We start from the raw sequence: 25,459 nt of genomic DNA on the forward strand, positions 1-25,459 counted from the left end.
AGACTGGCGGCCGTTCAACCCCGTACCCTCGCCGAACTGACCGACCTCGTCGCCACCGGCAAACGAGCGAAATACCTCTACTTCTGGGGACACCAGGCACCCCGCGGCGGAGGAATCGGCGCCGCCTGTCTGAGCCAATGGTGGTCAGCCCGGTTCACCATCGACGGGCGCACGTTCGCCACCGCCGAGCACTACATGATGTGGGCCAAAGCCACACTGTTCGGCGACACCACCACCGCCGACCAGATCCTCACCGCACCCCACCCACACAAGGCAAAGACGCTGGGACGCCAGGTCCGGCGCTTCGGCCAACCCAGCTGGGAAACCCACCGGTACGCCATCGTCGTTGACGCCAACCTCGCCGAGTTCAGCCAACACCCCGACCTACGCGCCTACCTGCTCGGCACCGGCACCCGAATCCTCGTCGAAGCCAGCCCCGTCGACCGGATCTGGGGTATCGGACTCGCAGCCACTCGTCGTGCTGGATACCGAGGAACCAGTCGGCGTAGTCCGTGGGGGCTGAGGGATGCCAGCGGGCGCCTTCGGTGTCGGTCGCCCAAATGCCGTTCGGATCAGCGTCTGCATTGGGTATGGCGGGCAGAACGTCCATATGAAACGGCAACAGGTCGTGGACGAAGGTCCATCGTCAAGGGTGAGCTTCAGGTCCGGGCGCTCCTTGACGAATTCTTCCAGCGCGTCGCCGACATCGGCCTTGAGGCCCTCCGGATCGATCTGCGACCTATCGAGGTCGTGTCGGCACACCATGTCCAGGTCGTACTCGTCCCGCCGGTGGATTAACGCTGTCACGGTGCCGAGTCGCATTGATCCCTGCGGATATGGTGCCTCGCCAGTCCCGCTTGCCGACCAGTAGGTGCTCAAGAAGTCACAGGCAGCCTTGTAGGCGGTCTTGGCGACCCTGAATTGATCTTCCGGGATGTCGAAAGACTCGATTCCCGCGCCCAGCACCCGGGTCAATTGATCGTCGCGATTCATGATTATCGTGGTTCCTCTCCGGTACGGAACAAGGGCCTCTGTTCGATGCGGACAGGATGCTGCCCGTCCTTGTTGAGGGCGAGACCGTACCGGGCGCCTACGACAGAAAAGTCGTGAGAAAGATCGTTTTCGGGCGTGGGACTGCTTCGGTGATTACGGTGCACGGCAAAGGATCTTCGTTCGCCCTCGCCAGGCTCGACTTGTGCCCCCGGATCAGACACCGGCCAACGCCATCGGCAAAGGGGAGTCGGGAAGAAACCAGTAGTGTCTATCCGGAATCGCGCCAAGATTCCCGCGGCCACCGCCGCCCGCCTTCGCGAGGCATAGACGATCGAGAACGTCACTGGAAACCGCCGCGGCCGGATGGCCGATCAGAGATCCCCAACAGGTGGAATCCGTCCAGAAGCTGGCAGGCGCCCGATGGTCTCTACAAGTGCGGCGCTGTGCAGCCGTGGTAGCGAGTCGGTCATCGGGCCGAAACGGTCGAGGATCGACTGCGACGCGCGTGCGCGCAGAGTGGTCAGCCTGACAAGTAATTTGTCGCTTATATCAACAACCATCTCCGTATACAGCTTTTTGCCTTACCGGCCAGATTTGTAGCAATCGCAGTGGTATATCCGACGCAGGCTGTAGTGGATATCAGACCCTGGATGGGAGGGGCGGCGGAGACCAGGGGATCGACGGCGGCTGGATGGATATCGTTAGTGGTGCGGACACCATGCTGGTTGGGCGAGCTTCGCCCAAGAGTCTCGATACAGTGAGCCATTCCGTGCAAGGTTCTGACTACTGAGGGTTGTCATGTAGTGCGGTCGTGCTCGATGTGGAGAACGGCCAACGCGGCGGCGACGATCTTGCCGATCCGCCATGGGTTGAGGCTGACGTTGCGCAGCGCCTTGAAGGTCATCTTGAGCAGCGAGTTGCCGCGTTCGGCGATCGCTCGCAGGCTGTTGTGGGCCTTGTTGAGCTGCTGCTGGACGAGGCTGAGCTTGGCGTTCTTCGGCTTCTTGAACGCGACGGTGATGGTGCCGGACTCGCCCTCGTAGCCCAGATCGCCGAGGGTGCGCAGGTCGGAGCCGGCGGCGGTGAGGGCGGGCAGGATCTCGGCGTGGGTGCGGACGGCGGTGGTGTCGTGTTCGCGGCCGGGCCGCACACCGGAGGTCCAGATCGGCCAGCCGTCGGGCACGGTGACGACCTGGACGTTGCCGCCGTGGTTGTCGTGTTTACCGGACCACCACAGGTCGACGCCCTCCGTAGGGCCCGGGGTGCGGCACCGGTCGGTCTCGACCAGAATCCCGTCGATGTTCACGTAGTCATGGCCGGCGGCCTTCGCCGCGAGTAGGGCGCCGTGCAGGGTCGGTGACCGGGCGGCGAGAACATCGATGCCTTCGTGGAGGTAGTCGTAGCTGGTGGAGAGGCTGATCGCGTTGTCCCGGGCGAGTTGCCGCATCCGCGTGCTGTCGAGGAACCAGCGCAGGATCAGGACCGCCTGGTCACGGCATGGCAGAGCGCGGGTTCCGGCACGGGTACCGCGGCGGGCGCGTTCCGTGGTGAGCAGACCGGCGAGTACGCCCACGGTGTGTTCGCGTACCGGCAGGACAGCGGTGTATGTGACACTCATCGTCGGCGCAGGACCTCTATGAAGTTGAGCTGTAGGAGGCCACCTTCTTATCGAGGTTCTGCGCCGTTCCTACGTAGCCGCGATCATCCGGCGCGTCTCCGACTTTCCACGCATCTCGTCGGCTACAGACAGCAACCGCAACGTTGCGCGGAATGGCTCAGTGAGCCTTTTTCATCCTGCGTGGCGGGCGGCTTCGACGTGGTGCAGGACGAGGATGGCCTGCACGATCGCGGTGGCGCGGTGTGGGCAGCAGCGCAGCTTGACCAGGATCTTCCAGGTCTTGAGCGTGGCGATCGCGCGCTCACCGCGGGCGCGGATCTTCGCGTGCGCCCGGTTGACCGCCTTCTGCCGGCGTGACAGCTTCGGCCGGAAGCGGCGCCGCTTGAACGGGGTGCGCAGGCTGCCGCGGGCGCCCTGGTAGCCCTTGTCCGCGAAGGTCATCACGTCGGCGCTGGTCAAGGCTTCGATGATGTCGTGGGTGCGGGCGGCGGTCAGGTCATGCGTTGAACCGGGCAGCGCGGCCGATGCCCAGACGAGACGCCCTGCCGCATCCGCGATGACCTGCACGTTCACGCCGTGACGTTTGTGCTTGATGCCCCTATGTATGTCAAGCCGTAGAGGGCTGTGGCGGTGTTGTCGGGGTCATTGAGGCGATGATGATCCGGTAGATGGCGCGGGCGAGGTACCGCTTAAGGCAGCGGATGATCTCGCGTTTGGACAGACCCTCGGCGGTCCGTCGCTGCATGTAGTCCCGCGTTCTCGGGTTCCAGCGCAGTCCGATGAGCACGGCTCGGTACAGCGCCGCGTTGGCTTGGCGGTGGCCTCCGCGGTTGAGTCGTCGACGTTGGGTCTTGCCCGAGGACGCCTCGACTGGACTGACTCCGCAAAGGGCGGCGAAGGACGCCTCGCTGGCAAGCCGACCTGGGTTGTCGCCGGCGGCGATCAGTAGCGTGGCGGCTGTGTCGGGGCCGACGCCGCTGATCCGCAGCAGTTCTGGTGCTGTGGATTGCACCGCGCCCGCGATGCGGTGCTGCAGATCGCGGATTTCGGTCTCGAGGTGCTGGATGCGGCGGGCGAGCTGTCGTAGCGTGTACAAGCTTGCCGCAGTGACGGCGTCCTGGGCATCGACGTCGAGCTGGCAGCATCGCGCGACCAGCCGGGAAGTATTCAGCAAGGCGAGGGCTTCACGCAGTGCGGGCTCGGCAGTGACCACGATGGCCTTGAGCTGGTTGATGGCCTGGACACGGGCTTTGACCGCCGAATCTTTCGCGGTCTTGAAGATCCGCATCGCCTCGACCAGCCCGTCGGCGGTCTTCGGCAGCGCGGTCGCATCTCCGGCGAGGACGGCCCGGGCGGCGGCCTCGGCATCCACCGCATCGCTCTTGCCGCGCCGGCGCCGCACGGACCGGTCCGGCCGATTGACCTCGATGACATGCACGCCCGCTGCACGTAGCAGCCGGGTCAGCCCTGCCCCGTACGATCCCGTGCCCTCAACCCCGGCCAGACGCAGCGGGCCATAAGAGCGTGCCCACATCACCATGTCGCGGTAGCCCGACTTCGTCGTCGGGAAGTCTCGACCGGCCAGCAGCACACCCAACGTGGTCAGCACGACCGCGACGTGCACATCCTTGTGGGTATCGACGCCCAACACCACCTCGTGGTCGCCGGTCTCAGTCTGGCCTTCCTGCGGCATGATGGTCACGGCTGCTCTCTCATCGAGGAACGGAAACGGTGGCCGTCGCCGGGCCGGCGCCCGCGGTCAGGACTGTGACGGTGCCTTGTAACGGCAAGGCCCCTATCGGGACACGCCACGCCGGCTCGGCGGCAGCAAGCACCGCCACAGAACCCGGTCGACAGATCAAGCACAGGGCACCGACAGGGCCAACCAGAGTACGGGTCAGACCGAACCCCGAGGCGGCATACAGAGATTCTCACAGCCGGAGTAGTACGGCTTCTGGTCGGCGACCCGGTCGATCGGGATCAGCGTGCCGTCCAGGATCGCGTAGGCCAGTTGCCGGATGCGCCGCATGGCGGTGTCCAGGTCCTCGGCGGCAGCGCTGAGCAGGGCGATTGCTTCTTGAACATAGCGCCAGGCGGTCGCGACGCCGATCTCGAAGCCGGCGGCGAGGCGGGTGTAGGTGTCGCCGTTGCGCAGGTGGGCCAGGGCGAGTAGTGCCTGGCGGCCCGGGGTCAGCCGCCTCCACCGGGATCTGCGCTGCTGGCGGTGGCCGCGGATGCGTTCGGCGAGGTGGTTCAGGGCCTGGCTGGACAACGGGATCGTGGCAGGGTAGGACAGCATGGCGAGGCTCCCGGTCGGGGCATCGGGTCTTGGTCGATTTGCTGTCCTACCTGGAGCCTCGCCCTCATCGATCAGCACCCCCTGCCGACCCGGACTGACCTGCAAGATCAGATTGGAAAAGGCTCATCGAGGACCTCGAGAGCGCGTACAAGGCTCTGCGCGACGGGCGGCCGGTCCGGTTGCCCGCTCGGACGACCTCTTTCCGGCGGTGGTCGCAGGCGCTGCGCCGGCACGCGCTGAGCCGGCCGGTCTGCGACCAGCTGCCGTACTGGCAGGCGGTGCCCAACGGGGATGCGACCGCCGTGCCGGGCCGCTCTGGCGGCGCCAACCTGGTCGCCCAGCGCGCCACTGTGACTGCGGTCCTCGATGCGGCGGACACCGCCCGCCTCACATACGACGTGCCCCGTGCGGCCGGGGTGTCGGTGCACCAGCTGCTGCTGACCGCGCTCCTTGTGGCCTGGCACGGCGAGTTTGGCTGTACGGCGCTGCAGGTCGACGTCGAGGGCCACGGCCGCGAGCCGATCGACGCAGGCCCCGACGTTAGCCGCACCGTCGGCTGGTTTACCAGCGTCTATCCGGTCACGTTCGACATCGTGGCCGGTGGCGACCCCCTCGCCGTGCTGGCGGTCGTGCGCTCGCGGCTCGACGCGGTTCCCGACCGCGGCCTCGGCTACGGCTTGCTGCGCTACTGCGCCGACCCGGAGATTGGCGAGCGGCTCAGTGCACTGCCGCAGTCCCAGCTCAGCTTCAACTACCTCGGCCGCTTCGAGGGCCCGTCTGACGAAGGCGCGGTGTTCGGTGTACCGCTGGAGATCCCTACGGTGCTGCAGCGCCCCGAGGCGCCGCGGCGCTATCAGCTTGAGGTCGCCGCGACCGTGGCCGCCGGGCAGCTCACCCTCGAATGGGTCTACGGCACCGAGAGCCTCGACCAGGCCACGGTCCGGTCGGTGCTCGACCGGCAGGTCGCGGCGGTCCGCACGCTCGCCGAGCGGCTGCTGGCTGATCCCCGCGCGGCCGGCCGGTCCGGCACGCCGTTCCCGCTTGCCTCGCTCAGCCACGACCAACTGGCGGCCATCTCACGGCGGACGGTGGGACGGTGATCCTGATTGCGCGTAACCGCGCGTTCGGGCTGCTTTGGTCGTCCCAGGTGTTGTCCAATGTGGGCAACTGGTTGCTCGTCGTGGCTGTGCCCGTGTTCGTCTTCCAGCTCACCGGCTCGGCGCTGAGCACCGGACTCGCGTTCGTCGCCGAGACCGCGCCGGCGCTGGTTCTCGGCCCGATCGCAGGCGTGTACGTGGACCGCTGGGACCGCCGCACCGCAATGATTGTCGTGGACCTCTTCCGGGCTGCGGCGCTGCTGGCGCTGTTCCTCGTTCGCCAGCCGGACCAGCTGTGGCTGCTGTACCTCATCGTGTTCGCCGAGAACGCCGCCGGCCAGTTCTTCGGCCCGGCGCACCGGGCGCTCGTTCCGGCACTCGTTGGCCGTGGTCCCGACCTCGACCGTGCCAACGCCTGGTACTCGATCGCCAACGGGATCGTCCGCCTCGCCGGAGCCCCCTGGGTGGGGCGCTGCTGGTACTCACCTCGTTCCACACGGTCGTCGTGGCCGACGCCGCCACGTACCTGATCTCCGCGCTGCTCGTGCTGGCGGTCCGCCGCGTCAGCGTCCCGGCCGTGCGGGCCGAGGCTGATGAGACACCGGCCACTGGCGCGCTGGCCGAGTTCCGCGCGGGGGCGGCGTACCTGTTCCGCCACCTTCTTCTACGGGCGCTGCTGCTCACCTCCTCGTCGTTCCTGCTGGTCAACGCCGCATTTACGGTGCTGCTGGTGCCTTACCTGGTCGGCCGCCTCGGTGCCGACGGCGAGCAGGTCGGCCTGCTGCTGTCCGCGCTCGGCATCGGTTTTCTGATTAGCGCCTACGTCGGTCGCGCGATTTCCCGTAGCGGCCGGCTTCGCTACGGCGCCGCCGGCTGCCTCGCCGCCGTCACGGTCACCTTCGGTGGTCTATTCGGCTGGCACGACCTCGTCGCGGCAGCCGTCTTCCTGGCGCTGGCCGGCGTGCCCGGCGGCGCCTTCCTGCTCCTCATCGAGGTGCAGGTGCAGCGGCAGACCCCGGACCATGTGCTCGGCCGGGTAAGCGCAGCGTTCTCCAGCACAGAGATGGCCGCGACCCTGCTCGGCGGCCTCCTCGGCGGTGCCCTCGCCGCCGCCGTCGGGCTCATGCCGACGGTCGCCGTCCTGCTGATCCTCCTGGCCCTCGTCGCAGCCGCCGCCCTGGTCGTGCTGCCGGACAAGGTGGTGGCCCCAGATGCCGCACCGATCGAGCCCGAGAGGACATCCGTTGAGTGAAATCACCACTGGTCCGCTCACCTACGGCCAGCTGTCGCTGCTGCGCGGCCTGCAATACCTGGGGACCGACATGCGGCCGGAACTCAATGTCGGGCTGCTGTGGCCCAAACCGCCCACTATGGACAACGACGCCCTCGGCACCGGGCCGGTCGGTGCCCCCGGTGACGGCGAGCGCCGGCCCCACCGCCGCGAAGCGACGAGATCGCCACTGCGCTGCGCGCCCACGCCGAGGAGTCCTCCGGCCACCAACACCGCACAGCCGGGCGCTGCCGCCCACGAGACCACGCCACGCGCCATCGGTAAGAAGAACACCAGCCCGATGATCCCGAACGCGATCGACAGCCCTTCAGCGTTGAACCGGAACAGCCGTACCGGAGCGCTCTCCGACTCCCGGGCAACCTGCTGGCGAACAGCGTCGCGGAACGTACGGCGAAATGACACAGCAACCTCCCACCGTCAGAAACCTCGCTCGCGCCGACAGCCCAGACGCCGGGCACCAGCCGGACTGTCCAGTATCAGCACGGCAGCCATCTATGGAACGGATCGTCTACCGGCGAGGTGCCGGGTCGTACAGTGACCGGGTGCTTCTCACCTTCGACGTCGGCGTTACCGAGCGCCACCACGTGACGTTCTCCTTCAACAAGTTCTGGGGCAACCTGTCGATCAAGGTCGACGATGTCAGCGTCGTCCGGACAGTCCGGCTCGCCTCGATCGACCTCGTCAAACGCTACGAGTTCACGGTCGGCACGGAGGAACAGCACCACGTCCGCATCGAGAAGCACCGCGAGCGACTCTTCGCCGGATTCCGCCCACAACCGGTCTACGCCTACGTCGACGACCAGCTCATAGCCCAAGGCGTCGCATGACCAGCAGATTTTCAGGACGACGGCCCGTTCCATGGCGAGATAGCCACCGCCGAAGCACAGGCCCTCGGCGCGGACCATGGCCTGTCCAAGTGAACCGATACCTACTGAACAATTATGAAGGCAGGTTCATAACGGCACGGATGCCGTTGTCTGGCCTACCCCCGAAATTCCGCGCCGTTTGAGAGCTACTACTGGGTGGGATCCGCCGGGCGGTCGCGGAGTTGGATCTCGGCAGCGTTCTGGAGGTAGCTCTGGTGGGACACGGGCACGAGTACGGCGTTGTCGTGGAAGCCGCGTAGTGTGGTGGATCCGCAACTGATCATGGTTGCTTTGAGTTTGGCGATGGTGAGGGCGATGTTGTCGTAGAGGCTGCCGGCGTAGGGGACGTAGCCGTCGACGCCTTCTTCGAAGACAAGTTGGTTGCCGCCCTGGTCGTAGCGGGCCCAGTTGCGGGCGCGGCGTGACCCTTCGCCCCAGTATTCCTTGAAGAGTTGGCCGCCGACGCGAACGAGCCGGGAGGGGCTTTCGTCGAAGCGGGCGAAGTAGCGGCCGAGCATGATGAAGTCGGTGCCGAGGGCGAAGGCGATGGCCATGTGGTAGTCGTTGAGGAGGCCACCGTCGCAGCAGAGGGGGATGTAGGTGCCGGTGTCGGCGGCGTAGGCGTCGCGGGCGGCGACGACGTCGATGAGGGCGGAGGCTTGTCCGCGGCCGATGCCTTTCTGGTCGCGGGTGATGCAGATGGAGCCGCCGCCGATGCCGACCTTGATGAAGTCGGCGCCAGCGTCGGCGAGGTAGCGGAAGGCGCGTCCGTCTACGACGTTGCCGGCGCCGACGGGGACGCTGCTGCCGAGGTCTTTCTTGATGTGGTTCAGGGCGTGGGCCTGCCAGACGGAGTAGCCGTCGGAGGAGTCGAGGCAGAGCAGGTCGGCGCCGGCGTCGAGGAGTGCGGGGACCCGGTCGGCGTAGTCGTGAGTGTTGATGCCGGCGCCGACGCGGAACCGTTTGCTGTCGTCGATGGTCTCGGTCTGGAAGGTCTTGTGGAGTTCGTAGTCGCGGCGCAGGACGATCGCGTGAAGGCGCCCATCGTCGCCGATGATGGGTAGGACGTCGAGGCGGTGGTCCCAGATCATGCTGTTGGCCTCGGACAGGCCGATGGTCGGTGGGGCGGTGACGAGGCTGTCCGTGGCGCGCATGCGGGTGCTGACGGGCTCGGCGAGGTTGTGGCGCTTGGGGTGGAAGTCGTGGGTGGAGATCAGGCCGAGGAAGGTGCCGGTGCCGGTGCCGTCGTCGGTGACGACGGCGACGTCGCGTTCGGCCGCTTCGAGGAGGTTGGTGACCTCGCCGAGGGTGGCTGACGGGGTGGTGTTGATGTCGCTGTGGCGGAAGCCGGCCTTGTGGCGCTTGACGCCGCTGACCATCTCGGCCTGTTGAGCGATCGGCTGATTGTGGTGGATGAAGCCGAGCCCGCCGCACTGGGCGAGGGAGATGGCCATGCGCGGGGAGGAGACCGCGCCCATGATCGCGCTGACCAGCGGTGTCGCGATGCGGATGGCGGGTTCCTCGCCGATGCGGTGGCGGGAGAGTGGCGCGCTGAGGTCGACGTTGCCGGGCACGCAGTCCTCGGTGGTGAGGTTGGGTACGAGGAGGTATTCGTTGAGCGTGCGAGAGGTTTCGTCGAGAATCTTCACGCGTTCTCCTTGCTTGCTTCACACCGGTCTGTGAGGAAAGGAGCCGAGGCTACCAGTCAGGTGGGTGCGGGCACTGGTGGCCTCGGCGCCGTGTTTCCGCTGGTCACGTCGGCTTTTGTGGTGTCGGTGGGCTGGTGGCGGGTCGGGTGTCTCGTTAGTCGGTGAACGGGGCGAGGGGGTGTCCGGCAACGGCTTGGGAGACGAAGCCGTCGGGGCCGACAGGTCGGTCGCCGAGGATGGTCACGCGGTGCATGGTGCGGCGGACGTTGAGGTGGTTGAGGTCGGTCGCGGCGAGGTGAGCGGTGGCACGGTTGTCTCAGATCGCGACGGATCCGGCCTGCCAGCGGAAGCGGACGGTGTACTCGGGGCGGATGATCTGGGCGAAGAACACGTTGAGAAGGCGGCGGCTCTCCGCCGGGGTGAGTCCGACGATCCGGCTGACCGAGGCGGGGTGGACGTAGAGGGCGTGTTCGCCGGTTTCGGGATGAACCCGGACGACGGGGTGGATGGAGACCTGGGCGTCGGCACGGGCGCGAGCGCAGATGGCGATGTCCTCGGGGTCGGCTGGTTGTAGTTGGCAGCCGGCGAAGAAGGTGTGTTCGGCTTGGAGCCGGTCGGCGAGGGCACGCAGCGGCGTGGACAGACTTTGGTAGGCGGCGACGAGGTTGGTCCAGTGGGTGTCGCCTCCGAAGTCCGGGACGCGTTCGGCGCGCAGGATGGAGATCGCGGGTGGGTTGATCGCGGGGGTGAGGTCGGTGTGCCAGCCGGCGGTGTAGGTGGTCCACTTCTGCCGGTAGCGTTCCTCGAAGTCGCGTCCGTAGCGCTCGTCTTCGGCGTGCGGGTCGATGGTGAGGATCTGTGGGAAGCTCTTCTCGCACTACGGCGTCGACCTCTGGGTGCCCGAGGTCGGCGGCGCGATCGACCCCGAGTCCGAAGCCCACGACCTGATCATGAGCGTGATCGGCGGCATGTCCAAGGGCGAACGCACCCGCGTGAAGGTCCGCGTCCGCACCGCGATGACCTCGCAGGCGAAGATCGAGGGCCGCTTCCTCGGCGGGCGCCCGCCCTACGGATACCGCCTCGCCGACGCCGGACCGCACCCGAACCCGGGCAAGGCCGCCGACGGCCGCCGCCTGCACAAGCTGGAACCCGATCCAGCCACCGCGCCCGTTGTCCGACGGATCTTCGCCATGTACCTCGCCAACAACGGCTACTTCGCCATCGCCGAAGCGCTGACCCGCGACGGCATCCCTTCCCCGTCAGCCGCCGACCCCGCCCGCAACCCCCACCGCACCGGCCAAGGCTGGGCCAAGAGCGCCGTCAAGAACATCCTGTCCAACCCCCGCTACACCGCCGCCAGGTGTGGAACAAACAACGTAAGGACGAGGTACTCCTTGACGTCAACGACGTCGCCCTCGGCTACGAGACCCGGATGCGCTGGAACGACAAGGACTCCTGGGTGTGGTCCGACATGATCGCGCATCCGCCGCTTGTCACCGTCAACGACTTCGAGCTAGTTCAGAAAATCATGGCGGCCAGCGGCCGGGGCCGCACCGGCACGCGACAGCGGAAGGTGCGTCGCCACTACCTGCTACGCGGTCTCATGCTCTGCGGACTGTGCGGACGCAAGATGCAGAGCCACCAGGCGCACGAGACCGCCTACTACCGGTGCCGCTACCCCAACGAGTACGCCCTCGCCAACCACGTCCAGCACCCCCGCAACGTCTACGTCGCGGAACGAGACATCGTCCCCGCCCTCGACAACTGGCTCCTCAAAGCCTTCGCCCCGCACCGGCTCACCGATACGATCCGTCGACTCCACGCCGCCCAACCCGACACCGGCTCCAGCACCGTCGCGCCGGAGATCGCCGCCGCGAACAAGATCATCGTTATGTGCGACGCCAAACTCGTTCAGTACCGCGCCATCGCAGACGCCGGAGGCGACCCCGCCACCGTCGCCGCCTGGATGGCCGAGGTCAACGCGCAACGCGCAGCCGCCCTCGCCCGACGCAACGAAGCCGCACGAGAACCATCTCCCCGCCGTCTCACCGAGAACGACATCCGACGCCTCGTCGGCAGCTTCGACGACATCCGCAACATCGTGCGCGATGCCAGGAGTGAGGACAAGAGCAACGTCTACCGCGAGCTACGGCTCGCCCTCACCTACGAACCCGGTGCAAACAAAATCAGCGTCGAGGCTAAGCCTGACGCTGATTACTGTGGGGTAACTGTACGTGTCCGAGGGGGATTCGGCCACGTGAACCCGGCACATCCGCTGGAAAACGGTGTGCATGCGTTGGAGAGTAGGCGGCGGCAGCCGGTCGGTCAACGACGGCACACGACGAGTCCTCTGGCTGTCCCCCGTCTGCACCCGGGCCCGGGCCGCTGCCGAGGTCGTGGATCTACGGAGCGTTTGGGCCGTGAACGGTGGGTTAACCGGAGGCGAGGGTTACCAGGCGCTTCCAACCGCTACCGATCTCCATCCCCGCAAACGTCACACCTCACCGCTCGCCGCTCACCGGCGTTGGCTCACGGTAGGGAACGAACACCGAGGTCTGCTTGTTCACTGCCCCTGAATATGGCACGCGCGGAACGAACAGCTAGGACTGCGGCTGTTCCCTCGCACTTGGCGGCGACTACCAGGGAACACGAGCCGAGAACAAGTGCCGGACTCCAAGCCTCGCGGCCGTTGTCAGCAGCAGACGCGCGAATGGCTCCTGATCGAGCACCGCAGGCAGTCGGAGGAACCGCCCGAGCCTGTGGGGTATGCGCTCCACAGCCGACCCCCGCCATGCTCGGCACAGACGGCTTCGCCCTCCGGCAGGGCCACCGCCGTCCGGCATCACCGGCATCTGGATTGGACGTCTTCGTCGGGATACTGGTTGCAATTCAGAGGTAGGTGCGACTGATCCTGCGGGGGTCCGCCGGCGTCCGAATCGCCGTATGCGCCGTAGCTTCAGTGGCGATCGAAGCACTCGGCTACGTCGCGTCACTGTCGGTCCGTTGGTCCTGCTGCCGGATTGCGGCGGAAGGTTTGGTCAGCGACACGGTGGGCGAAGAGCAGGGCCTGGCGATCGATCCCGATGTTGACTATGACTCGCCCGCCCGGCGCGACGGGACGGATCACGGGGCGGCCCCGGGGGATAAGTCTTTGACCGTCGCCGATCGACGGCCGTCAGTGAACAGGCTCGCCGGGCCCGGCGAGCTCTTCGGGCAAGGTCCGGAGAACTTCGAGGCTCTCGGTCGCCTGCTCCAGAGATCGGGAGCTTCTGCTGCTGGCTTGCTTGAGCTGCATCAAGCGCTTGTCCAGCTCCTTCTCGGCGCTATATTGAAGCCAGGCGTTGGCGCTTACAACAACGGTCGGAAGCGCACTAGCAACAGCGGCGATTGCAGTCGGAGGGACCGGAATCGGGAGTCCAGCAATACGGATCACCTTCGCTCCTGCCAGCTTGCGTGCGGCGTAAGCGATTGCTGGGGCTGCTGCTGCCGCAGAAGGTAGCCTGTTCCAGCGCTCGGGCTGAAACAGGGCGCGGATACTCTCATCAAGATGGTCAACCCGGCTGAGTACGTCTTCGATCTCAGTACGGACGCGGCCTGCAGAGCTGGTGGTCAATTTGGCTCGGGTCCTGGCCACGTCGACCTTGCCCTCATGGTAGTAGAGGGCGATCTGGGCGAGTTCCAATTGGGCAGTAGCCGCATAGAGCTGTCCCAGCAGGTCGAGGTACAGCATCACGTCCTCCACAGCTTCCTTGCTCAGGCTCTTCGCGGCCTGTCGTGGGGACCCGTGCTCCTTGGTGTGCTCCAATGTCGTGAGGGCCGTGTGGAGGTGCTCCATGCACGTCTTCACCGCTTTGCGCAGTTCGTTTTGGAGGGTCGGGATAGCGCCCGGCTCGACTCCGTCCCTGCCGTGATGCCGAAGTATCACGACCAGCTCTTCGACCTGCTCCACAGCACTGTTGACGTCACCGATCTGCCCGTCCCGCAGATGTTTGGAGATGTCGTCCACCCGCTGCCGGATGGCTTTGACCTCGATCCGTCAGACGGTTTTGCTCCCTGCTTGACCGTTTCGGCTTGACCGTTTTGTCCACTCGGGTGGGGTGCGGGATCGCCACATGTCGCTGTGGACGCGCCGAGGTCTCCGGACTCGGGAAACGGCCCTTTCTGCTGGTAGGTGCGGGGAACCAGGTCAGGTGGCCGGTGGTAGCAGGGTGAGGCGTCGCCAGCAGAGGGTGAACGCGTCGGCCCAGGGCCAGGTCCCGGGGATCGACAGCACGCGGCGGCGGGCGTGGGTGGCTAGTCTCGCGGGCAGGTGCAGCAGCCGGTAGCGCAGCGTGTCGGGTTCGGCGTGCGCGAGGTCCGGCTGGTCGTACAGGCCGAGGAGCCGTGTCCAGGCGGCGAGGTCGGCGGCGATGTTGCAGGTCAGGGTCCAGCCCTGGTTGACGGTCCAGTCCTTGGAGGGCAGGTTCCGCAGACCCGTCGCCTTGCCGTGGCGGACGTGATCTTCCACTCCGGCGTGGGCCCGGTGGAGGGCGTCGAGCCATTGCGGCTGGTGCGAGCCGGGCACGCCTGCGATCCGGGTGATGTTGGTGGCCACGATCTGGTAGCGCCAGCCGGTGCGTTTCTCCAGGGCGGTGAGGTTACGGGCGTGCCGGGCCGACGGCCTCGTGCGTCGTACGAGTAGCCGTAGCGTGCCGGTCCAGCCCGCGAGTCGGGGGTTGAGACCGGTCAGTTCCGCGACGTGCGCGGTGCCGGTGGCGGTGCCGTCCTGGTGCAGGCTGTCGGTCCAGGCGTCGGCGGGGACCTGTTCGATCGCGGTCTCGTCGGCGGCGGTGATCGTCCAGCCGACGGTGAAACGCACGCTGCGCCACACCCGGTTCATCCGCTCCAGATGCTCCAGTAACTCATGGGTGGCGCCGGCCCCGTCGACGCGGATCAGGAGTTTGCGCCGGTAGCCGGCCGGGAGCTGCGCGATGGCGTCACCCAGGACCCGGATGTGGTCGGCGACCGTGTTCGACCCGGCGTTACCGGGCCGCAGCAGCATCGCCAGGCACTCCGCCGTGTTCGCGCACCACGCGCCGAGCGGGTGGAAGCCGTAGCCCTTCTTGAAGGTGGCCGCTGCGCCCTGCTTGTCGCTGTGGGCGGTGATCAGCGTGGCGTCCATGTCGATGACCACCCAGCCGGTCAGCAGCTTCCCGGCCACGGTCAGCCACGGGAACCCCTGCGGGCGTCGGGCGAGCAGCGCCCACACGTGGGCGCGGACCTTCGCCCGGGCCTTGCCGACCCGTTTCAGTACCTTCTCGTTGAGACCGGCCAACGCGCGCCGGACGGTCGACTCCGACGGCCGGTCACCGAAGACCAGCCTCTGATGGGCGAGCAGGCCGATGTCGGACATGCTTGTGGCGCCGAGCGTGATCACCACGGCCAGACAGACCAGGACCGTGCCGCGATCCCACCAGCCGGGGCCCTTGCCGCGCGGCAGCACCTTGTTCAGAGCACTGGTCAGACCGGTCCGATCGGCGCATTTACGCAGCAGGACCGCACCCGCGTGACCGACCAGGCCCTTCCCGTCCGAGCCGACGACCAGCCGCTGATCCCACCCACTACTCTTACTCACCAGAAAGGTGCACCTTGCTCTGCTATGGACATGGCGTAGACACCCACATCCTCGCAGGCCAGGCGCACCTTTCGTTTACCGCCCTCGATCAGTCAAATCCCCCCTGACCAGGGGAGGTTGATGTGGCGGGCCATCTCGGCGGCCTGAGCTTGAGTCGCAATGCCGCCTAGGATGGCTGCCCCACCTGTCGCGGCGGCGACACCCGTGGCGGGACGGATCCGCATCAGCCGTGCGACCTGGCCTCGGCTGCGAAGAGTGGCCTGGATCCAGCCCCCTTCCTCGGTGATTAGCTCGGCGGTCGACCACATCGCGCGAGAGATGTGGTCGAGTTCGACCAGACCGCCGGTCAGGCGCCGAGACTCAATGAAGGACTTCATCGCAGGGTCCAGTGTTCGCAGGAGAGACGCTAGTTCCTCGGTAGTGAAGTCAGCGACCCTTCGTCCCCAGCGCGAGCGCGTAGTCCCGGAAGGGGCATCGATCATGATTGCTCGATCGTCAGTCAGGCTGAGGATGATCACTTCGGGTTCATCGCTCGGCGCCACTGAGCGCTCAGCGCCCTCGGCTGGACTCGACATGCGGTTGAGTGTAGGGCGATGCCCTGTCCCCGGACGTTCAAAGTGAGCAGCCGCCGGCAATGGCGACCCGATTCGAGCTGAGCTCACCTCGCGCTCGGCCGCCACTACGCAGTGAACACGAGCAGGGGAACAAGTGCCTGGAGTGTGCAACCACAGCAGCATCGGGCTCAATTGCCGTTGCCAGCGGACCGGGTCCGGCCGGAGACGTGCCAGGCGCGACACCCAGCGGTGGCTGCACCTGTGCGTCACGGCCTGGCCTCGGTCCTCGCCAAGGTGTCGGCGACGCGTTCGGTGAGGATCGGTACCCACCCGAGGTTTCACGGTCGCCGGGCCGAAATGGCGTGCCACACTTGGTCCGTCGGCCGCGTGGCTACTCCGGCCGGGGCCCGAGGCGGCCACCGCGTCGTACGCCTTGGTCACATGGGTTCGCAGGGTGGCGCGATGTCGTCCGCGTGCTCGGCGGCGTTGTCGAGACGGGCCAGCAGCGTGAGTGCCGCATGCCGGATCCGGAGTGACTCGGCGTATTCCGATTCGGCACAGCCGGTCCCGAGTGGCTCGGGGCAGCTCTTCCGAGATGTTTGGCGGCCAGACTGGCGATCCGCCAGGCTCCGCTGCGGCATTGGCTGTCAGCCGGCGACCCACGCGAGCGACGGTTGCTGGCCGGTATGGAGGTACTCGCGGGCGGCCTCGCGGGCGCGTTCCGGGCTGATGCGGGTGCGTTCGGGCGGCATTTCGGTCCAGTCTCCGTAGAAGTCGAACGCGATCGCTTCGGACACTGGGGGCAGGTCGGGGTCGGTGGCGTAGCGGTTGCCGCTGCCGTGGGGCTGGCTGCGGTCGAGCCAGTCGACGAAGGACCGTTCGGGGTGCCCTATCCCGATCATGATGGCGCCATGCCGGCCGGGTTGATGGATCTGCACCGCGTAGGGCAGGTTCTCGGCCGCGGCCTGGGCGTTGACACGATCGAGGACGAGATCCAGTTCCTGGGCCGTTGACACCGGGACCTCGTTGCCGCGGTCTGGCTCCTCTGCAGACGGGCCGTCCCAGGACACGATGTAACTCATGATGCGATGCCCTCTCCGGTGCCGGTGTAGACCTTCAGGAGCCTGGTGGCGGCCCCGTCGGACACGTATATCGCCAGGCGGCTGCCCCTGGGCAACATACCGGGTAGTACTTCGTCGCAGCCGACGTACTCGCCTTTGCTGACGCAGGTGGGCTTGTTGACCACCAGTACCGCCTCGCGGGGCGCGCCGGGTCTGCGCAGCAGTGCTGCGGCGTGTGCCTCCACATGCTCCCGGGTGACTTGCGCCAGCGGGTGCCAGTCCGGCCGGAGCCCGTCGCGTGCTCCGGGCGCCCCGCCGCTGCGCAGATACCCTTCCGACTGCGTCAGCGGTGGGCCGGTGAGTGGGGTGCCGCTGGTGTCGAAGAGCAGCCCGTGGGTCGGGCCCTTCCCGCCGGGCCGGCGGGGCAACCGGCCGACAGCGTCCTCAACCCAGCCCTGTCCCTGCGTTGGGGGCACGCCACCTGCTGACCGTTGCGCCGAAGTGCCGGTCTGCCCAACGTTGTCGGCGGACTGGCTGGATGATGCGGGAATGTCGATCCCGATCGCGTGGGCGTACGCCCTGACCGCTTCCGCGCTTTGGGCGGCGAGGTGGTCGGCTTCTCGGAGCCGTTCGATCGCCGCCGCGAAACCGGCCAGTGCCCGTCCGACGAGTGGGTGGCCGCTTCCCCGCAGCGTCACACCGAGGCGACTGCGGCTGTCCTGGAGATCGCGCACGACACCGGCGGTACGCCCGCGTTCACGACTGATGCTGTCGAGGATCGCCCGTAGTGCCGCGCCCACTTCGGCTACGCTCACCGATCTCACTCCTTGCTGCGGAGAGAGTGCAGCGTATCGATCGATTGGCTCTCGGGATACGGCCGGTCAGAACATCACCGCCAGACCGAAGAAGCGGCCCTCGTCCTTCAGCGGCCCGAGACGCTGCCGGTCGCTGTCGCGCACGGTTCGGATGAGGTCGCCCAGCCGGGTGCCTTGTATCCACGCGCACTGCGGACCGGTCAGCTCGGCCGGTCGAGCCAGCAATGTCTGCCAGAATTCGTCGTCGAGCGGCGGGGTATCTCCCATCCGCTCGGGCGAGTAGAGGACCTCGGCCGCGCGGTTGTCGGCTATCGCAGCGCGCAGCAGGTCCACGGCCCGGGACCACCAGGGGTTGGGGAACCAGGCAGAGGCGTAGATGATCCCCGACAGGCCCGTATACCAGAGGGCACGACGGGCGCCGATGAGATCAGTGACCTTGACGTGTGTCGTGACCTTGCGCATCACGTCGTCGGCGTACTCGTCCCACGTCTCGCCGAGAACCTCGCTGGCGGTCACCGTCGAGCCGCCCACGGTCAGTTCACGGTCCGGGTCCTGCATAAGCTCGACCAACGCCGCGATGTGGTCGGGCACCGAGCGTCGGTCGTAGACGATTTCGGTACCCGGCTGGGTGATCGAGTTGGGTAGGATGTCGTCGAGCATGTCGCGGACATCCAGGGCGGTGCTGATGTTCAGCCGCATCATGATGTCGTCGGGGATCCCGAAGCCCTGCTCGCGGCCGTCGAGGAACACGTCGATTCGAGCGGACTCGTCGGGGTCGACGTCGGCCAGCACCTTCCAGTTGGCGTCCAGCAGCTCGTAGTGTTCGCGCCGGGCGCGGCGCTCTTCAGCCTGCACCTCAGGATCGTCCGGATCTTTGCCCAGCTGTTCGAGGCGCTGGTGGCGTTCGACTCCGGCGTGGACATCCTCAAGTGCGGTGTTGCGCCAGCAGAGCACGGTCAGGCCAACCGCCGCAGCGTCCAACAGTTGGTCGCGGTCGCGCAGGTCGAGGCCGTAGTCCCCGGCCCACTCCAGCCACCTGTCGTCGCTGAGCCATCCATCCGGCGGGGCGATCTTCGGCCGGCGCGTGTGCTGCGTGGCACCTCGACGTCGTGCCGCTTGCTGCTTTCGACTAGCCATCGCGCCTTCCGTTGTCAGATCACCCGCAACCACCGGTCGGTCATCGCATCGATGGTATGCACATGTTCGGGGTGCAAGAGCAGAGCCTCGGCCTGAAGGCCCGCTTCCTGTGACAGGGAACGGAGTTGTCGGTGGCCCCGCCTACGCTGAGTCGAGTCGGGTTCGGCTTCAGAGTAAGGATCAACGCATGGCGTGGGACTGTGCCGCTCAGCGGCCTCGGCTCGGCGGATTCGACCCTGGTGCGGCGCGGCCATTTGACCGGATTACGGAGCTGTGACCGGATGCCGAAGCGCAGCGTTCAACAGCGCGCGGGGTTCCGGGGTGAGGCGTTCGTGGACAAGGCCGTCTCCGATGCTGGCCACGTATGGAACGACACCCGGCGTGACTTCGCCATTGACGGACAGATCGAGTTCGTGGATACCGATCGGGAGGTCACCGGGGTCGCTGTCCTAGCCCAGGTGAAAGCCACCGAAGTCGGGTTCTCCGGCGACTCGGCGACCGGGTTCGCCTTCCGCTGCGAGGCCGACCACATCGCCTACTGGACGCGGCTGGGCCGGCCAGTCGTGCTGATCTGCGTCGACCTGCGCGTCGACCAGGCGTGGTGGAAGCGCGTCGACACCTGGTTCGCCGATCCGGAACGTCGGGCGCGGCGTGTTGTGCGGTTTGACAAAATAGCCGACCGCTTCGACCCCGACTCGTTCAGCAAGCTTTCGGCTCTCGGCGTGCCGATCGGAGAACCGCTGCCGCGGTTGGAGGGCAGCGAGCGCCTCGTGTCCAACCTGCTTGTGATCGACCGCTTCGCGTCGAAGATCTACGAGGCGTCAACGCCATGCCGCGACCGCGGCGATGCCTGGGAGCGGATGCGCGCCAACGGCAACCAGTTCGAGGGCGGCTTCTTGCTGTCCGGCGGGAAAATCTACTCGATGTGCCCGCTCGACCACGGCCCGCTCGCCGTGCTGTGCGACGGTCCAGTGAGCGCCATCCCGACCGAGGCATGGTCGGGCACCGACGACCCCGCCCTGCAGCGCCGCTTCGTGTCCCTGCTCAACTTCACGCTGCGCTCGGCCTACCATCCCGACCTGGTTTGGCACCCCAGGAAGAGCGTCGTCTACATGCAGGCCCCACCGGACCGCTCCAACCGAAAGATCAAGGGGCGCTACCGGGGAGCGAAGGGGCGTAGCTTCTTCACCCCATACCGTGGCAAGGACGACGACACCAAGACCATGTTCTGCCGCCATTACGCCGCCGGGCTGTACTTCCGACGCTGGGGCGGGACGTGGTATCTGGAGATCAACCCCACCTACCACTTCACGATCGACGGGCGGCGCGAGTCGCTGTTCGACGCCGAGTACGTCAAGAAGATCAAGCGCCTGGAGCACAACAACGCGGTCTACCAACTGGTGCGTGCCTGGGCCGACTACCTGCAAGGCGAGGACACCCTGTTTAGAACCCGGGACGAGCGCATCCGCTTCGGCAGGCTGCTGGAGCTGGACTGCGACGCGGCAATCGACGAGACCGTCTGGATCCCGCAGGAACCGGCCCCTACATCCGGCACGGCCGGCCTCGCCCAAGGGCTATGGGAGCTGCCGTCATGAGAGCCCACGTGCTGCACGAGCCGCAACTGGAGTTCCGCGCCGGCAACCGGCATATCGACCCTCGCTACGGCATCAGCGCCTACGGACCCGCCGACGCCGAGTCTCCCTCCGCGCCGCGCCAGATCCCGATCGCCTTCATCGGCCCCTCCCACGCGGTCGACGGCATCCGTCGCTGGCTGCAGCGCTGCCGAGAACAGATCGAGGCCAAGAACGCCAAACCAGGACAAGAGAACCTGCACCAGCCCTTTCCTGGATTCAGCCCCGACAGCGAGTTCGGGTCCGAACTCGTCTTCGACGACGCACTGGTCCGGGAGATCCCCGAGCGGCAGCTACGCCGCCTGGCGCGTGCCGACACCGCCTCCGCCACCGCCGAAGCGGTGCAGACCTACGCAGACGCCGCCCGGTCGCTGGCTGAGACCGGACGCTGCCGGGTCATCGTCTGCGCCCGCCCAGAGGAGCTGCTGGACCGCGAGTCCCGCCCGCCGGCAGCCGAGGACGATGGCGCCGACCACGACCGTGATCCCGACGAGCGCGAGAGCAGCGGCGACTTCCACGACCTACTCAAAGCCGCCGCCCTCTCACTGCCGGCACCGCTGCAGCTAATGCGCAAGGAAACCTGGACCGGGCAGCCGACCAAAAACAGCGGACAGGCGGCCCGGCCGTTGCAGGACGAGGCCACGAGGGCGTGGAACCTGCACACCGCCTTGTACTACAAGGCCGGTGGGACGCCCTGGCGGATGCAGCGACACACCTCGGACCTGGCGACCTGCTACGTCGGTATCAGCTTCTATCGAACCACCAGCGGCCAGGAGCTGCACACCGCCGTTGCGCAGGTGTTCAACGAGCGCGGTGACGGCGTCGTCGTGCGTGGCGGCACCGCGCAAATCTCCAAGACCGACCGCCAGCCCCACTTGGCGCAGGCCGACGCCCGGCGCCTGTTGGTCGACGCCTTGGCCGAGTACCGCGGAACTCATGGCCACCAGCCCGCGCGTATTGTGATCCACAAGTCCTCCAGCTTTACCGATACGGAGGTGGAGGGCTTCCACGCCGCCGCCGACGAGCGCGACATCGACCATCTGGAGATGCTGTGGATCCAGCGGAGAGGCGCCCCACACCTGTTCCGCACCGGACAGCTCCCGCCGCTGCGCGGTACCTCGGTCCAGTTGGACCAGCGCTCGCTGCTGCTGTACACCCGCGGATCGGTGCCGTACTTCCGCACCTACCCCGGCATGTATGTACCGCAACCACTGCTCATCCGGCCCGAGTCGGCTAACACCGACCTGCTGGCCGCCGGCACCGACGTACTCGCGTTATCAAAGATGAACTGGAACAACGCCCAGCTCGACGAACGCGACCCGCTCACGCTGCGGACCGCGTACCGGGTGGGTGCCATCCTCAAGCACGTACCTGATGGCGCTCGCATCGCCACCCGCTACGCCTACTACATGTAGATCAGGCGTCGCTGTCCGGAGTCAGTGTCAGCCGCGGGCCCCTCTCTCGGGGCGCTTTCGCGCTCAACGCTGACGGGTCCTGCGTCGTGACGGTGCCCTCGGGGCACGTTTTGCAGGACTGCGCGGCGGCTCTTCCAGCCCTGCTTCGGTCTGGGGTCGACAGCTCGTAGCGATGGGCGGTAAGACAATCGCGGGGCCGTCCGCTGGCGGTCTTTCCTTCGATGCCCTCGCCGGAGGCTCCAATCTCTGCGGACCGCTACATCACAGAGGTCACCCGACGCCGCCTGCTCGACGGCTTGGGTTGGCTGCGCGACACCGTGCCGAATGGCATTCGGGAGTTCCTGACGCCGGCGCACACCTTCTGGAGCGGCGCCCTGCCCGAGACCGACTTCCTCGCCCGGCTCTACGACCTCGATCAGCTGCCCAGCCACGACTCCCGGTACACCACAGCGTTTCAGGACATCGTCCAGCACCGCGTCATGAACGAGGATTGGGAGGACGACTGGATATTCAGCGACCCGCGGTTCGGCCTGGCCGACAACGACGAGGCGCTGCTGCGGCTCCTCGCCGAAATGCTGCACCCAGCCGTGCGCACCGACCCGGCCGAGGTCGATCGGCTGCGCGAATTCCTCAACGACGTGCTGGTTCATGATGGCTATGAGCTGGTCCAAGTCGATGACATCAGCGGCGCCCCACTTTTCGCCCCACGCCGCATCGGTGGCGGCGTCCGCGGCACCATGAAGAACCTGATCTTCGCCGCGATAGGGCCCAAGCCCGACATCATGCTGGTCGATGCGATCAACAACGATCTACGCATCACCGGTAACGTGCAGGGTTGCCTTATGTACGACCGGCCGCTGGCCGCGCACGGGCTGACCTGGGCCGAGCTGACCGCTTGGTGGGCCGACCGGGAAGGCATGACCGGGGCGGATGCGCGGGAAGTCTCCTCAAGCCTTTACCGGCGGCTGGACCGCTCACTGGGCGACAACGACGCCGAACGGCGGGTCCTGCGCACCTACGCCGACCGATACCTGCGGCTGGGCCCGGACATTCCGGCGTTGGTCCCGCAGGTCTACCTGCACTACGACCCGCACGTACGCAGCCACTACCGGCCCGGCGCAGCGCCGTTGCCGCGCCAGCGGATGGACTTCCTGATGCTCCTGCCACACTGGGCCCGCGTGGTGATCGAGTGCGATGGCCGTCAGCACTACGCCGACGACAACGGCCGCGCCAGCCCACGGAGGTACGCCGAGATGGTGGCCGAAGACCGCGAGCTGCGGCTGACTGGCTACGAGGTATACCGTTTCGGTGGCGCCGAGCTCATCGATGGCCCGGACACAGCACGTCGGCTCAACACTTTCTTCGACCGGCTCGCCGACCGGCACCCTGCCTGATCGCCGCTCAGGCATCACCTTGCGGAAACCGAAGCAGCGGACCCCGGCAACACCGGCGAGCATCGCCTTCCTGCCGTCAGGGCTGTCGTGCTGCTGCGGTTCGCACCGCCCCGGACATTGGCGGTTTGCCATGATGGACCGCATGCCGCCGAAGACCCTTCACCCACCATGGCCGCCGGCCATCATCGAGAGCATCGCCGACGTTCTGGCCAGCACAGACTGGCCGGGCTTGACCAGAAGCGAGATCACCAAACTGCTGGCGATGCTGCGCATCGCCGATGTCGAGGCGCCCAACAAGCGGACCCGGCTGTGGGGGCGCTGCACAACCAACAGCTACGCGACGGTGCCAGCAACTGCGTTATCCGGTTCATCACCGAGGCGATGGCGCCAGGCCGCCACCTGCAAGACCAGCCGCGATTCGACGCGCTGCGCGACGCCCTCGCCGAACCGCTGTCGCTGGTCGGGCTGCGAGTGAACGACGAGGGTAAAATGGCTCGCGCGGCCGGCACCGCCACCACCCTCGACGAGGTCGCGCGCTTGGCCGGACGGCTGCGAACCGAGTTGCACCGCCGCGGCGTGCACGAGCAAGTGGTGCGCTACTGCGAGGAGGAGCTGGTGCGCCGCTCGCTGTTCCACGCAGTGTTCGAGGCGACCAAGGGCGTCAGCGACAGGCTGCGGCAAATGACCGGGCTCACCGCCGACGGCGCCGAGCTGATCGACCAGTGCTTCGGGGCCCGGACGGGAACACCTCTGGTGCGGATCAACGCCTACAGCACCGATTCCGAGACTAGCGAACATCGTGGCTTCGTCAACCTGCTCAAGGGCACCTTCGGCATGTTTCGCAACCCGCCGGCGCACACACCTCGGGCCACTGCTGGCTGGGCACTGACCGAGCCAGACGCGCTGGATCTGTTCTCGCTGCTGTCGCTGGTCCACCGGCGCCTCGACGGCGCCCAGATCACGCCCCGGCCCTGACAGCTTCCCTCTCTTAACGGGGTCAGCCGGACAGGTACGCCTGTGCCGCATCCCCGCACCCCTGGCAGCCCGCGAGATTACCAGTAGGCGCCGTGCCTGAAGTTGGAACAGGGTCCCTGCCGTGACATGGAATTCACTAGATCCTAGTGTCGGACGCGCCCACAATCACTCCATGGATCCTTGGGCGGAGGCCGTGAACGACTATGAAGTCACCGTCGAACCTGGAGCTGCCGGTGAGGCGGATCTTCTCGACAGCGACAACGACTGGTGGCTTGTGGCCTGCATGGATTGGCCGCGCGACCGGTGGATCGGCTACGTCCAGGGCTACTGGAAGGCAGCGACGGTCATCGTCGAACGCGTCGCGAGCACGGGGCGTGACCAGGACTACCTCGTCTACCCATTTCTGATGTGCTGGCGACACTACGTCGAACTGCAGCTTAAAACCTTGATCCTGTTAGCGGCCACATACCTACACAAGCCGTGCGACTTGCCCAAAACCCACAAGATTGACCATCTTTGGCGAGTAGCGCGCCCGCTGATCGAGCATTCATATCCGGGCGAGCCGACGACGGACTTGGACAACATCGAGCGTATCCTTCTGCAGTTGCACAGTTTCGACCCGACATCGGAGCACTTCCGCTATCCGATCTTGAAAAATGGCTCCGCGACGTTGACCTCGCTCGGTCGGGTTCACATGCGCCGATTTCACCTGGCGATGGAAAGTGTCGCCGGCCTACTCGATGGAGCGGAGACCGGGATCCGTGTGTTGATCGACCAGCGCAACGAGTACGAGGCGGCCATGTACGACCTGTACGGCAGCCCGGATGGGTCTCACTAAGGGCCTGACCGGAAGCCTTGTCGCCTGCTTGGCCATCTGACACGTACACGCGCTGGGCCTCCCAGGACCCCCAGCCCTGACCAGGGGTGCTCGAATGATTAGCGCCAGTTTTGTGGTGCTATGTCGTGCTTGAAGCCGCAGCGTTGGGATCGCTACTGCTACGTCCTGTCGGTCTGGCCGAGACCTGCCAGCTCACTCCTTGCGCATCACTC

The 25,459-nt window shown here is 66.7% G+C and carries 22 protein-coding genes and 2 pseudogenes; 12 read left to right on the forward strand and 12 right to left on the reverse strand.

Features of this window, described 5'->3' with window-relative positions; genetic code table 11:
• Positions 1–129 precede the first annotated feature (129 nt).
• Positions 130–798, forward strand: coding sequence for an NADAR family protein (locus tag CIK06_RS32550; RefSeq protein ID WP_369916225.1), 669 nt, complete (start codon positions 130–132; stop codon positions 796–798).
• Positions 799–1,789: 991 nt separating this feature from the next.
• On the opposite strand, the gene CIK06_RS18590 is transcribed toward CIK06_RS32550, so the two are convergent.
• The 4 genes and pseudogenes from CIK06_RS18590 to CIK06_RS18605 all read right to left on the reverse strand — a co-directional run.
• Positions 1,790–2,611 (reverse strand): transposase family protein, encoded by an 822-nt coding sequence (locus tag CIK06_RS18590; protein WP_095565896.1) that lies wholly within the window; start codon positions 2,609–2,611, stop codon positions 1,790–1,792.
• 171 nt (positions 2,612–2,782) lie between these two features.
• Positions 2,783–3,202 (reverse strand): annotated as a pseudogene (locus tag CIK06_RS18595) (transposase family protein); the annotation flags it as partial.
• Between the two features lie 16 nt (positions 3,203–3,218).
• Complete coding sequence (locus CIK06_RS18600) at positions 3,219–4,304, reverse strand: IS110 family transposase (protein WP_095567532.1); 1,086 nt, start codon at positions 4,302–4,304, stop codon at positions 3,219–3,221.
• A gap of 243 nt (positions 4,305–4,547) precedes the next feature.
• A pseudogene (locus CIK06_RS18605) lies at positions 4,548–4,910 on the reverse strand (transposase family protein); the annotation flags it as partial.
• A 155-nt stretch (positions 4,911–5,065) separates the two neighbouring features.
• On the opposite strand from CIK06_RS18605, the gene CIK06_RS18610 reads away from it, so the two are divergent.
• The 4 genes from CIK06_RS18610 (at position 5,066) to CIK06_RS18625 (ending at position 8,125) form a co-directional block, all read left to right on the forward strand.
• A complete protein-coding gene (locus tag CIK06_RS18610; protein ID WP_232534334.1) occupies positions 5,066–6,010 on the forward strand; it encodes a condensation domain-containing protein in 945 nt (314 codons plus the stop codon).
• A complete protein-coding gene (locus CIK06_RS31965; RefSeq protein ID WP_095565902.1) occupies positions 6,007–6,537 on the forward strand; it encodes an MFS transporter in 531 nt (176 codons plus the stop codon). Before CIK06_RS18610 ends, CIK06_RS31965 begins: the two co-directional genes overlap by 4 nt.
• A complete protein-coding gene (locus CIK06_RS31970; protein ID WP_255408511.1) occupies positions 6,513–7,259 on the forward strand; it encodes an MFS transporter in 747 nt (248 codons plus the stop codon). Before CIK06_RS31965 ends, CIK06_RS31970 begins: the two co-directional genes overlap by 25 nt.
• A 581-nt stretch (positions 7,260–7,840) precedes the next feature.
• Positions 7,841–8,125, forward strand: coding sequence for a hypothetical protein (locus tag CIK06_RS18625; protein ID WP_095567948.1), 285 nt, complete (start codon positions 7,841–7,843; stop codon positions 8,123–8,125).
• A gap of 188 nt (positions 8,126–8,313) precedes the next feature.
• Here the strand turns inward: CIK06_RS18625 and CIK06_RS18630 are convergent, their stop codons facing one another.
• Positions 8,314–9,813 carry an IMP dehydrogenase gene (locus CIK06_RS18630; protein WP_095565904.1) on the reverse strand — a complete coding sequence of 500 codons (1,500 nt, stop codon included), beginning with the start codon at positions 9,811–9,813 and terminating at the stop codon, positions 8,314–8,316.
• Positions 9,814–10,129: 316 nt separating this feature from the next.
• Positions 10,130–10,669 carry a TauD/TfdA family dioxygenase gene (locus tag CIK06_RS32555; protein ID WP_198348360.1) on the reverse strand — a complete coding sequence of 180 codons (540 nt, stop codon included), beginning with the start codon at positions 10,667–10,669 and terminating at the stop codon, positions 10,130–10,132.
• Here CIK06_RS32555 and CIK06_RS31385 point away from each other — a divergent pair.
• Both CIK06_RS31385 and CIK06_RS31390 read left to right on the forward strand, forming a co-directional pair.
• Positions 10,659–11,288 (forward strand): recombinase family protein, encoded by a 630-nt coding sequence (locus CIK06_RS31385; protein WP_232533718.1) that lies wholly within the window; start codon positions 10,659–10,661, stop codon positions 11,286–11,288. The two genes, CIK06_RS32555 and CIK06_RS31385, sit on opposite strands and share 11 nt — an antisense overlap.
• Before the next feature lie 155 nt (positions 11,289–11,443).
• Positions 11,444–12,712: a hypothetical protein gene (locus CIK06_RS31390; protein ID WP_232534335.1), complete on the forward strand. Its 1,269-nt coding sequence runs from the start codon at positions 11,444–11,446 to the stop codon at positions 12,710–12,712.
• Positions 12,713–12,988: 276 nt separating this feature from the next.
• Here the strand turns inward: CIK06_RS31390 and CIK06_RS18645 are convergent, their stop codons facing one another.
• From CIK06_RS18645 to CIK06_RS18670, 6 genes are all read right to left on the reverse strand, one after another.
• Positions 12,989–13,819 (reverse strand): hypothetical protein, encoded by an 831-nt coding sequence (locus CIK06_RS18645; RefSeq protein WP_095565905.1) that lies wholly within the window; start codon positions 13,817–13,819, stop codon positions 12,989–12,991.
• Positions 13,820–13,999: 180 nt separating this feature from the next.
• On the reverse strand, positions 14,000–15,427 hold the full coding sequence (locus CIK06_RS18650; RefSeq protein ID WP_198347926.1) for an IS1380 family transposase: 1,428 nt from the start codon (positions 15,425–15,427) through the stop codon (positions 14,000–14,002).
• Positions 15,428–15,519: 92 nt separating this feature from the next.
• A complete protein-coding gene (locus tag CIK06_RS18655; protein WP_157756848.1) occupies positions 15,520–16,002 on the reverse strand; it encodes a hypothetical protein in 483 nt (160 codons plus the stop codon).
• 626 nt (positions 16,003–16,628) lie between these two features.
• Complete coding sequence (locus tag CIK06_RS18660; protein WP_095565907.1) at positions 16,629–17,063, reverse strand: Imm1 family immunity protein; 435 nt, start codon at positions 17,061–17,063, stop codon at positions 16,629–16,631.
• The gene (locus tag CIK06_RS18665; protein ID WP_157756849.1) at positions 17,060–17,857 is read right to left on the reverse strand and encodes a DddA-like double-stranded DNA deaminase toxin; all 798 of its coding nucleotides are present in this window, start codon (positions 17,855–17,857) and stop codon (positions 17,060–17,062) included. The genes CIK06_RS18660 and CIK06_RS18665 overlap by 4 nt, the downstream gene beginning before the upstream one ends.
• A gap of 66 nt (positions 17,858–17,923) precedes the next feature.
• Positions 17,924–18,994 carry a hypothetical protein gene (locus tag CIK06_RS18670; protein WP_157756850.1) on the reverse strand — a complete coding sequence of 357 codons (1,071 nt, stop codon included), beginning with the start codon at positions 18,992–18,994 and terminating at the stop codon, positions 17,924–17,926.
• 200 nt (positions 18,995–19,194) lie between these two features.
• Between CIK06_RS18670 and CIK06_RS18680 the strand changes: the two genes are divergently transcribed.
• The 5 genes from CIK06_RS18680 (at position 19,195) to CIK06_RS18700 (ending at position 25,247) form a co-directional block, all read left to right on the forward strand.
• Complete coding sequence (locus CIK06_RS18680; protein ID WP_157756851.1) at positions 19,195–20,589, forward strand: DUF4365 domain-containing protein; 1,395 nt, start codon at positions 19,195–19,197, stop codon at positions 20,587–20,589.
• Positions 20,586–22,040, forward strand: a complete 1,455-nt coding sequence (locus CIK06_RS18685) for a hypothetical protein (protein ID WP_157756852.1) — start codon at positions 20,586–20,588, stop codon at positions 22,038–22,040. The genes CIK06_RS18680 and CIK06_RS18685 overlap by 4 nt, the downstream gene beginning before the upstream one ends.
• Positions 22,041–22,261: 221 nt before the next feature.
• Positions 22,262–23,434: a hypothetical protein gene (locus tag CIK06_RS18690; RefSeq protein WP_095565913.1), complete on the forward strand. Its 1,173-nt coding sequence runs from the start codon at positions 22,262–22,264 to the stop codon at positions 23,432–23,434.
• Positions 23,435–23,743: 309 nt separating this feature from the next.
• Positions 23,744–24,409: a TIGR02391 family protein gene (locus CIK06_RS18695; RefSeq protein ID WP_198347942.1), complete on the forward strand. Its 666-nt coding sequence runs from the start codon at positions 23,744–23,746 to the stop codon at positions 24,407–24,409.
• A gap of 172 nt (positions 24,410–24,581) precedes the next feature.
• Positions 24,582–25,247 carry a hypothetical protein gene (locus CIK06_RS18700; protein WP_095565914.1) on the forward strand — a complete coding sequence of 222 codons (666 nt, stop codon included), beginning with the start codon at positions 24,582–24,584 and terminating at the stop codon, positions 25,245–25,247.
• Positions 25,248–25,459 lie beyond the last annotated feature (212 nt).

Source organism: Plantactinospora sp. KBS50 (genome assembly GCF_002285795.1).
Taxonomy (GTDB): domain Bacteria; phylum Actinomycetota; class Actinomycetes; order Mycobacteriales; family Micromonosporaceae; genus KBS50.

Bases quoted from the DNA above. Each gene is read 5' to 3' on its own strand.
- CIK06_RS18660 (WP_095565907.1), bottom strand. From the start codon at position 17,063: ATGAGTTACATCGTGTCCTGGGACGGCCCGTCTGCAGAGGAGCCAGAC.
- CIK06_RS31385 (WP_232533718.1), top strand. From the start codon at position 10,659: ATGGTGAGGATCTGTGGGAAGCTCTTCTCGCACTACGGCGTCGACCTC.
- CIK06_RS18590 (WP_095565896.1), bottom strand. From the start codon at position 2,611: ATGAGTGTCACATACACCGCTGTCCTGCCGGTACGCGAACACACCGTG.
- CIK06_RS18655 (WP_157756848.1), bottom strand. From the start codon at position 16,002: ATGTCGAGTCCAGCCGAGGGCGCTGAGCGCTCAGTGGCGCCGAGCGAT.
- CIK06_RS18690 (WP_095565913.1), top strand. From the start codon at position 22,262: ATGCCCTCGCCGGAGGCTCCAATCTCTGCGGACCGCTACATCACAGAG.
- CIK06_RS31390 (WP_232534335.1), top strand. From the start codon at position 11,444: ATGCAGAGCCACCAGGCGCACGAGACCGCCTACTACCGGTGCCGCTAC.
- CIK06_RS18600 (WP_095567532.1), bottom strand. From the start codon at position 4,304: ATGCCGCAGGAAGGCCAGACTGAGACCGGCGACCACGAGGTGGTGTTG.
- CIK06_RS18685 (WP_157756852.1), top strand. From the start codon at position 20,586: ATGAGAGCCCACGTGCTGCACGAGCCGCAACTGGAGTTCCGCGCCGGC.
- CIK06_RS18700 (WP_095565914.1), top strand. From the start codon at position 24,582: ATGGATCCTTGGGCGGAGGCCGTGAACGACTATGAAGTCACCGTCGAA.
- CIK06_RS18670 (WP_157756850.1), bottom strand. From the start codon at position 18,994: ATGGCTAGTCGAAAGCAGCAAGCGGCACGACGTCGAGGTGCCACGCAG.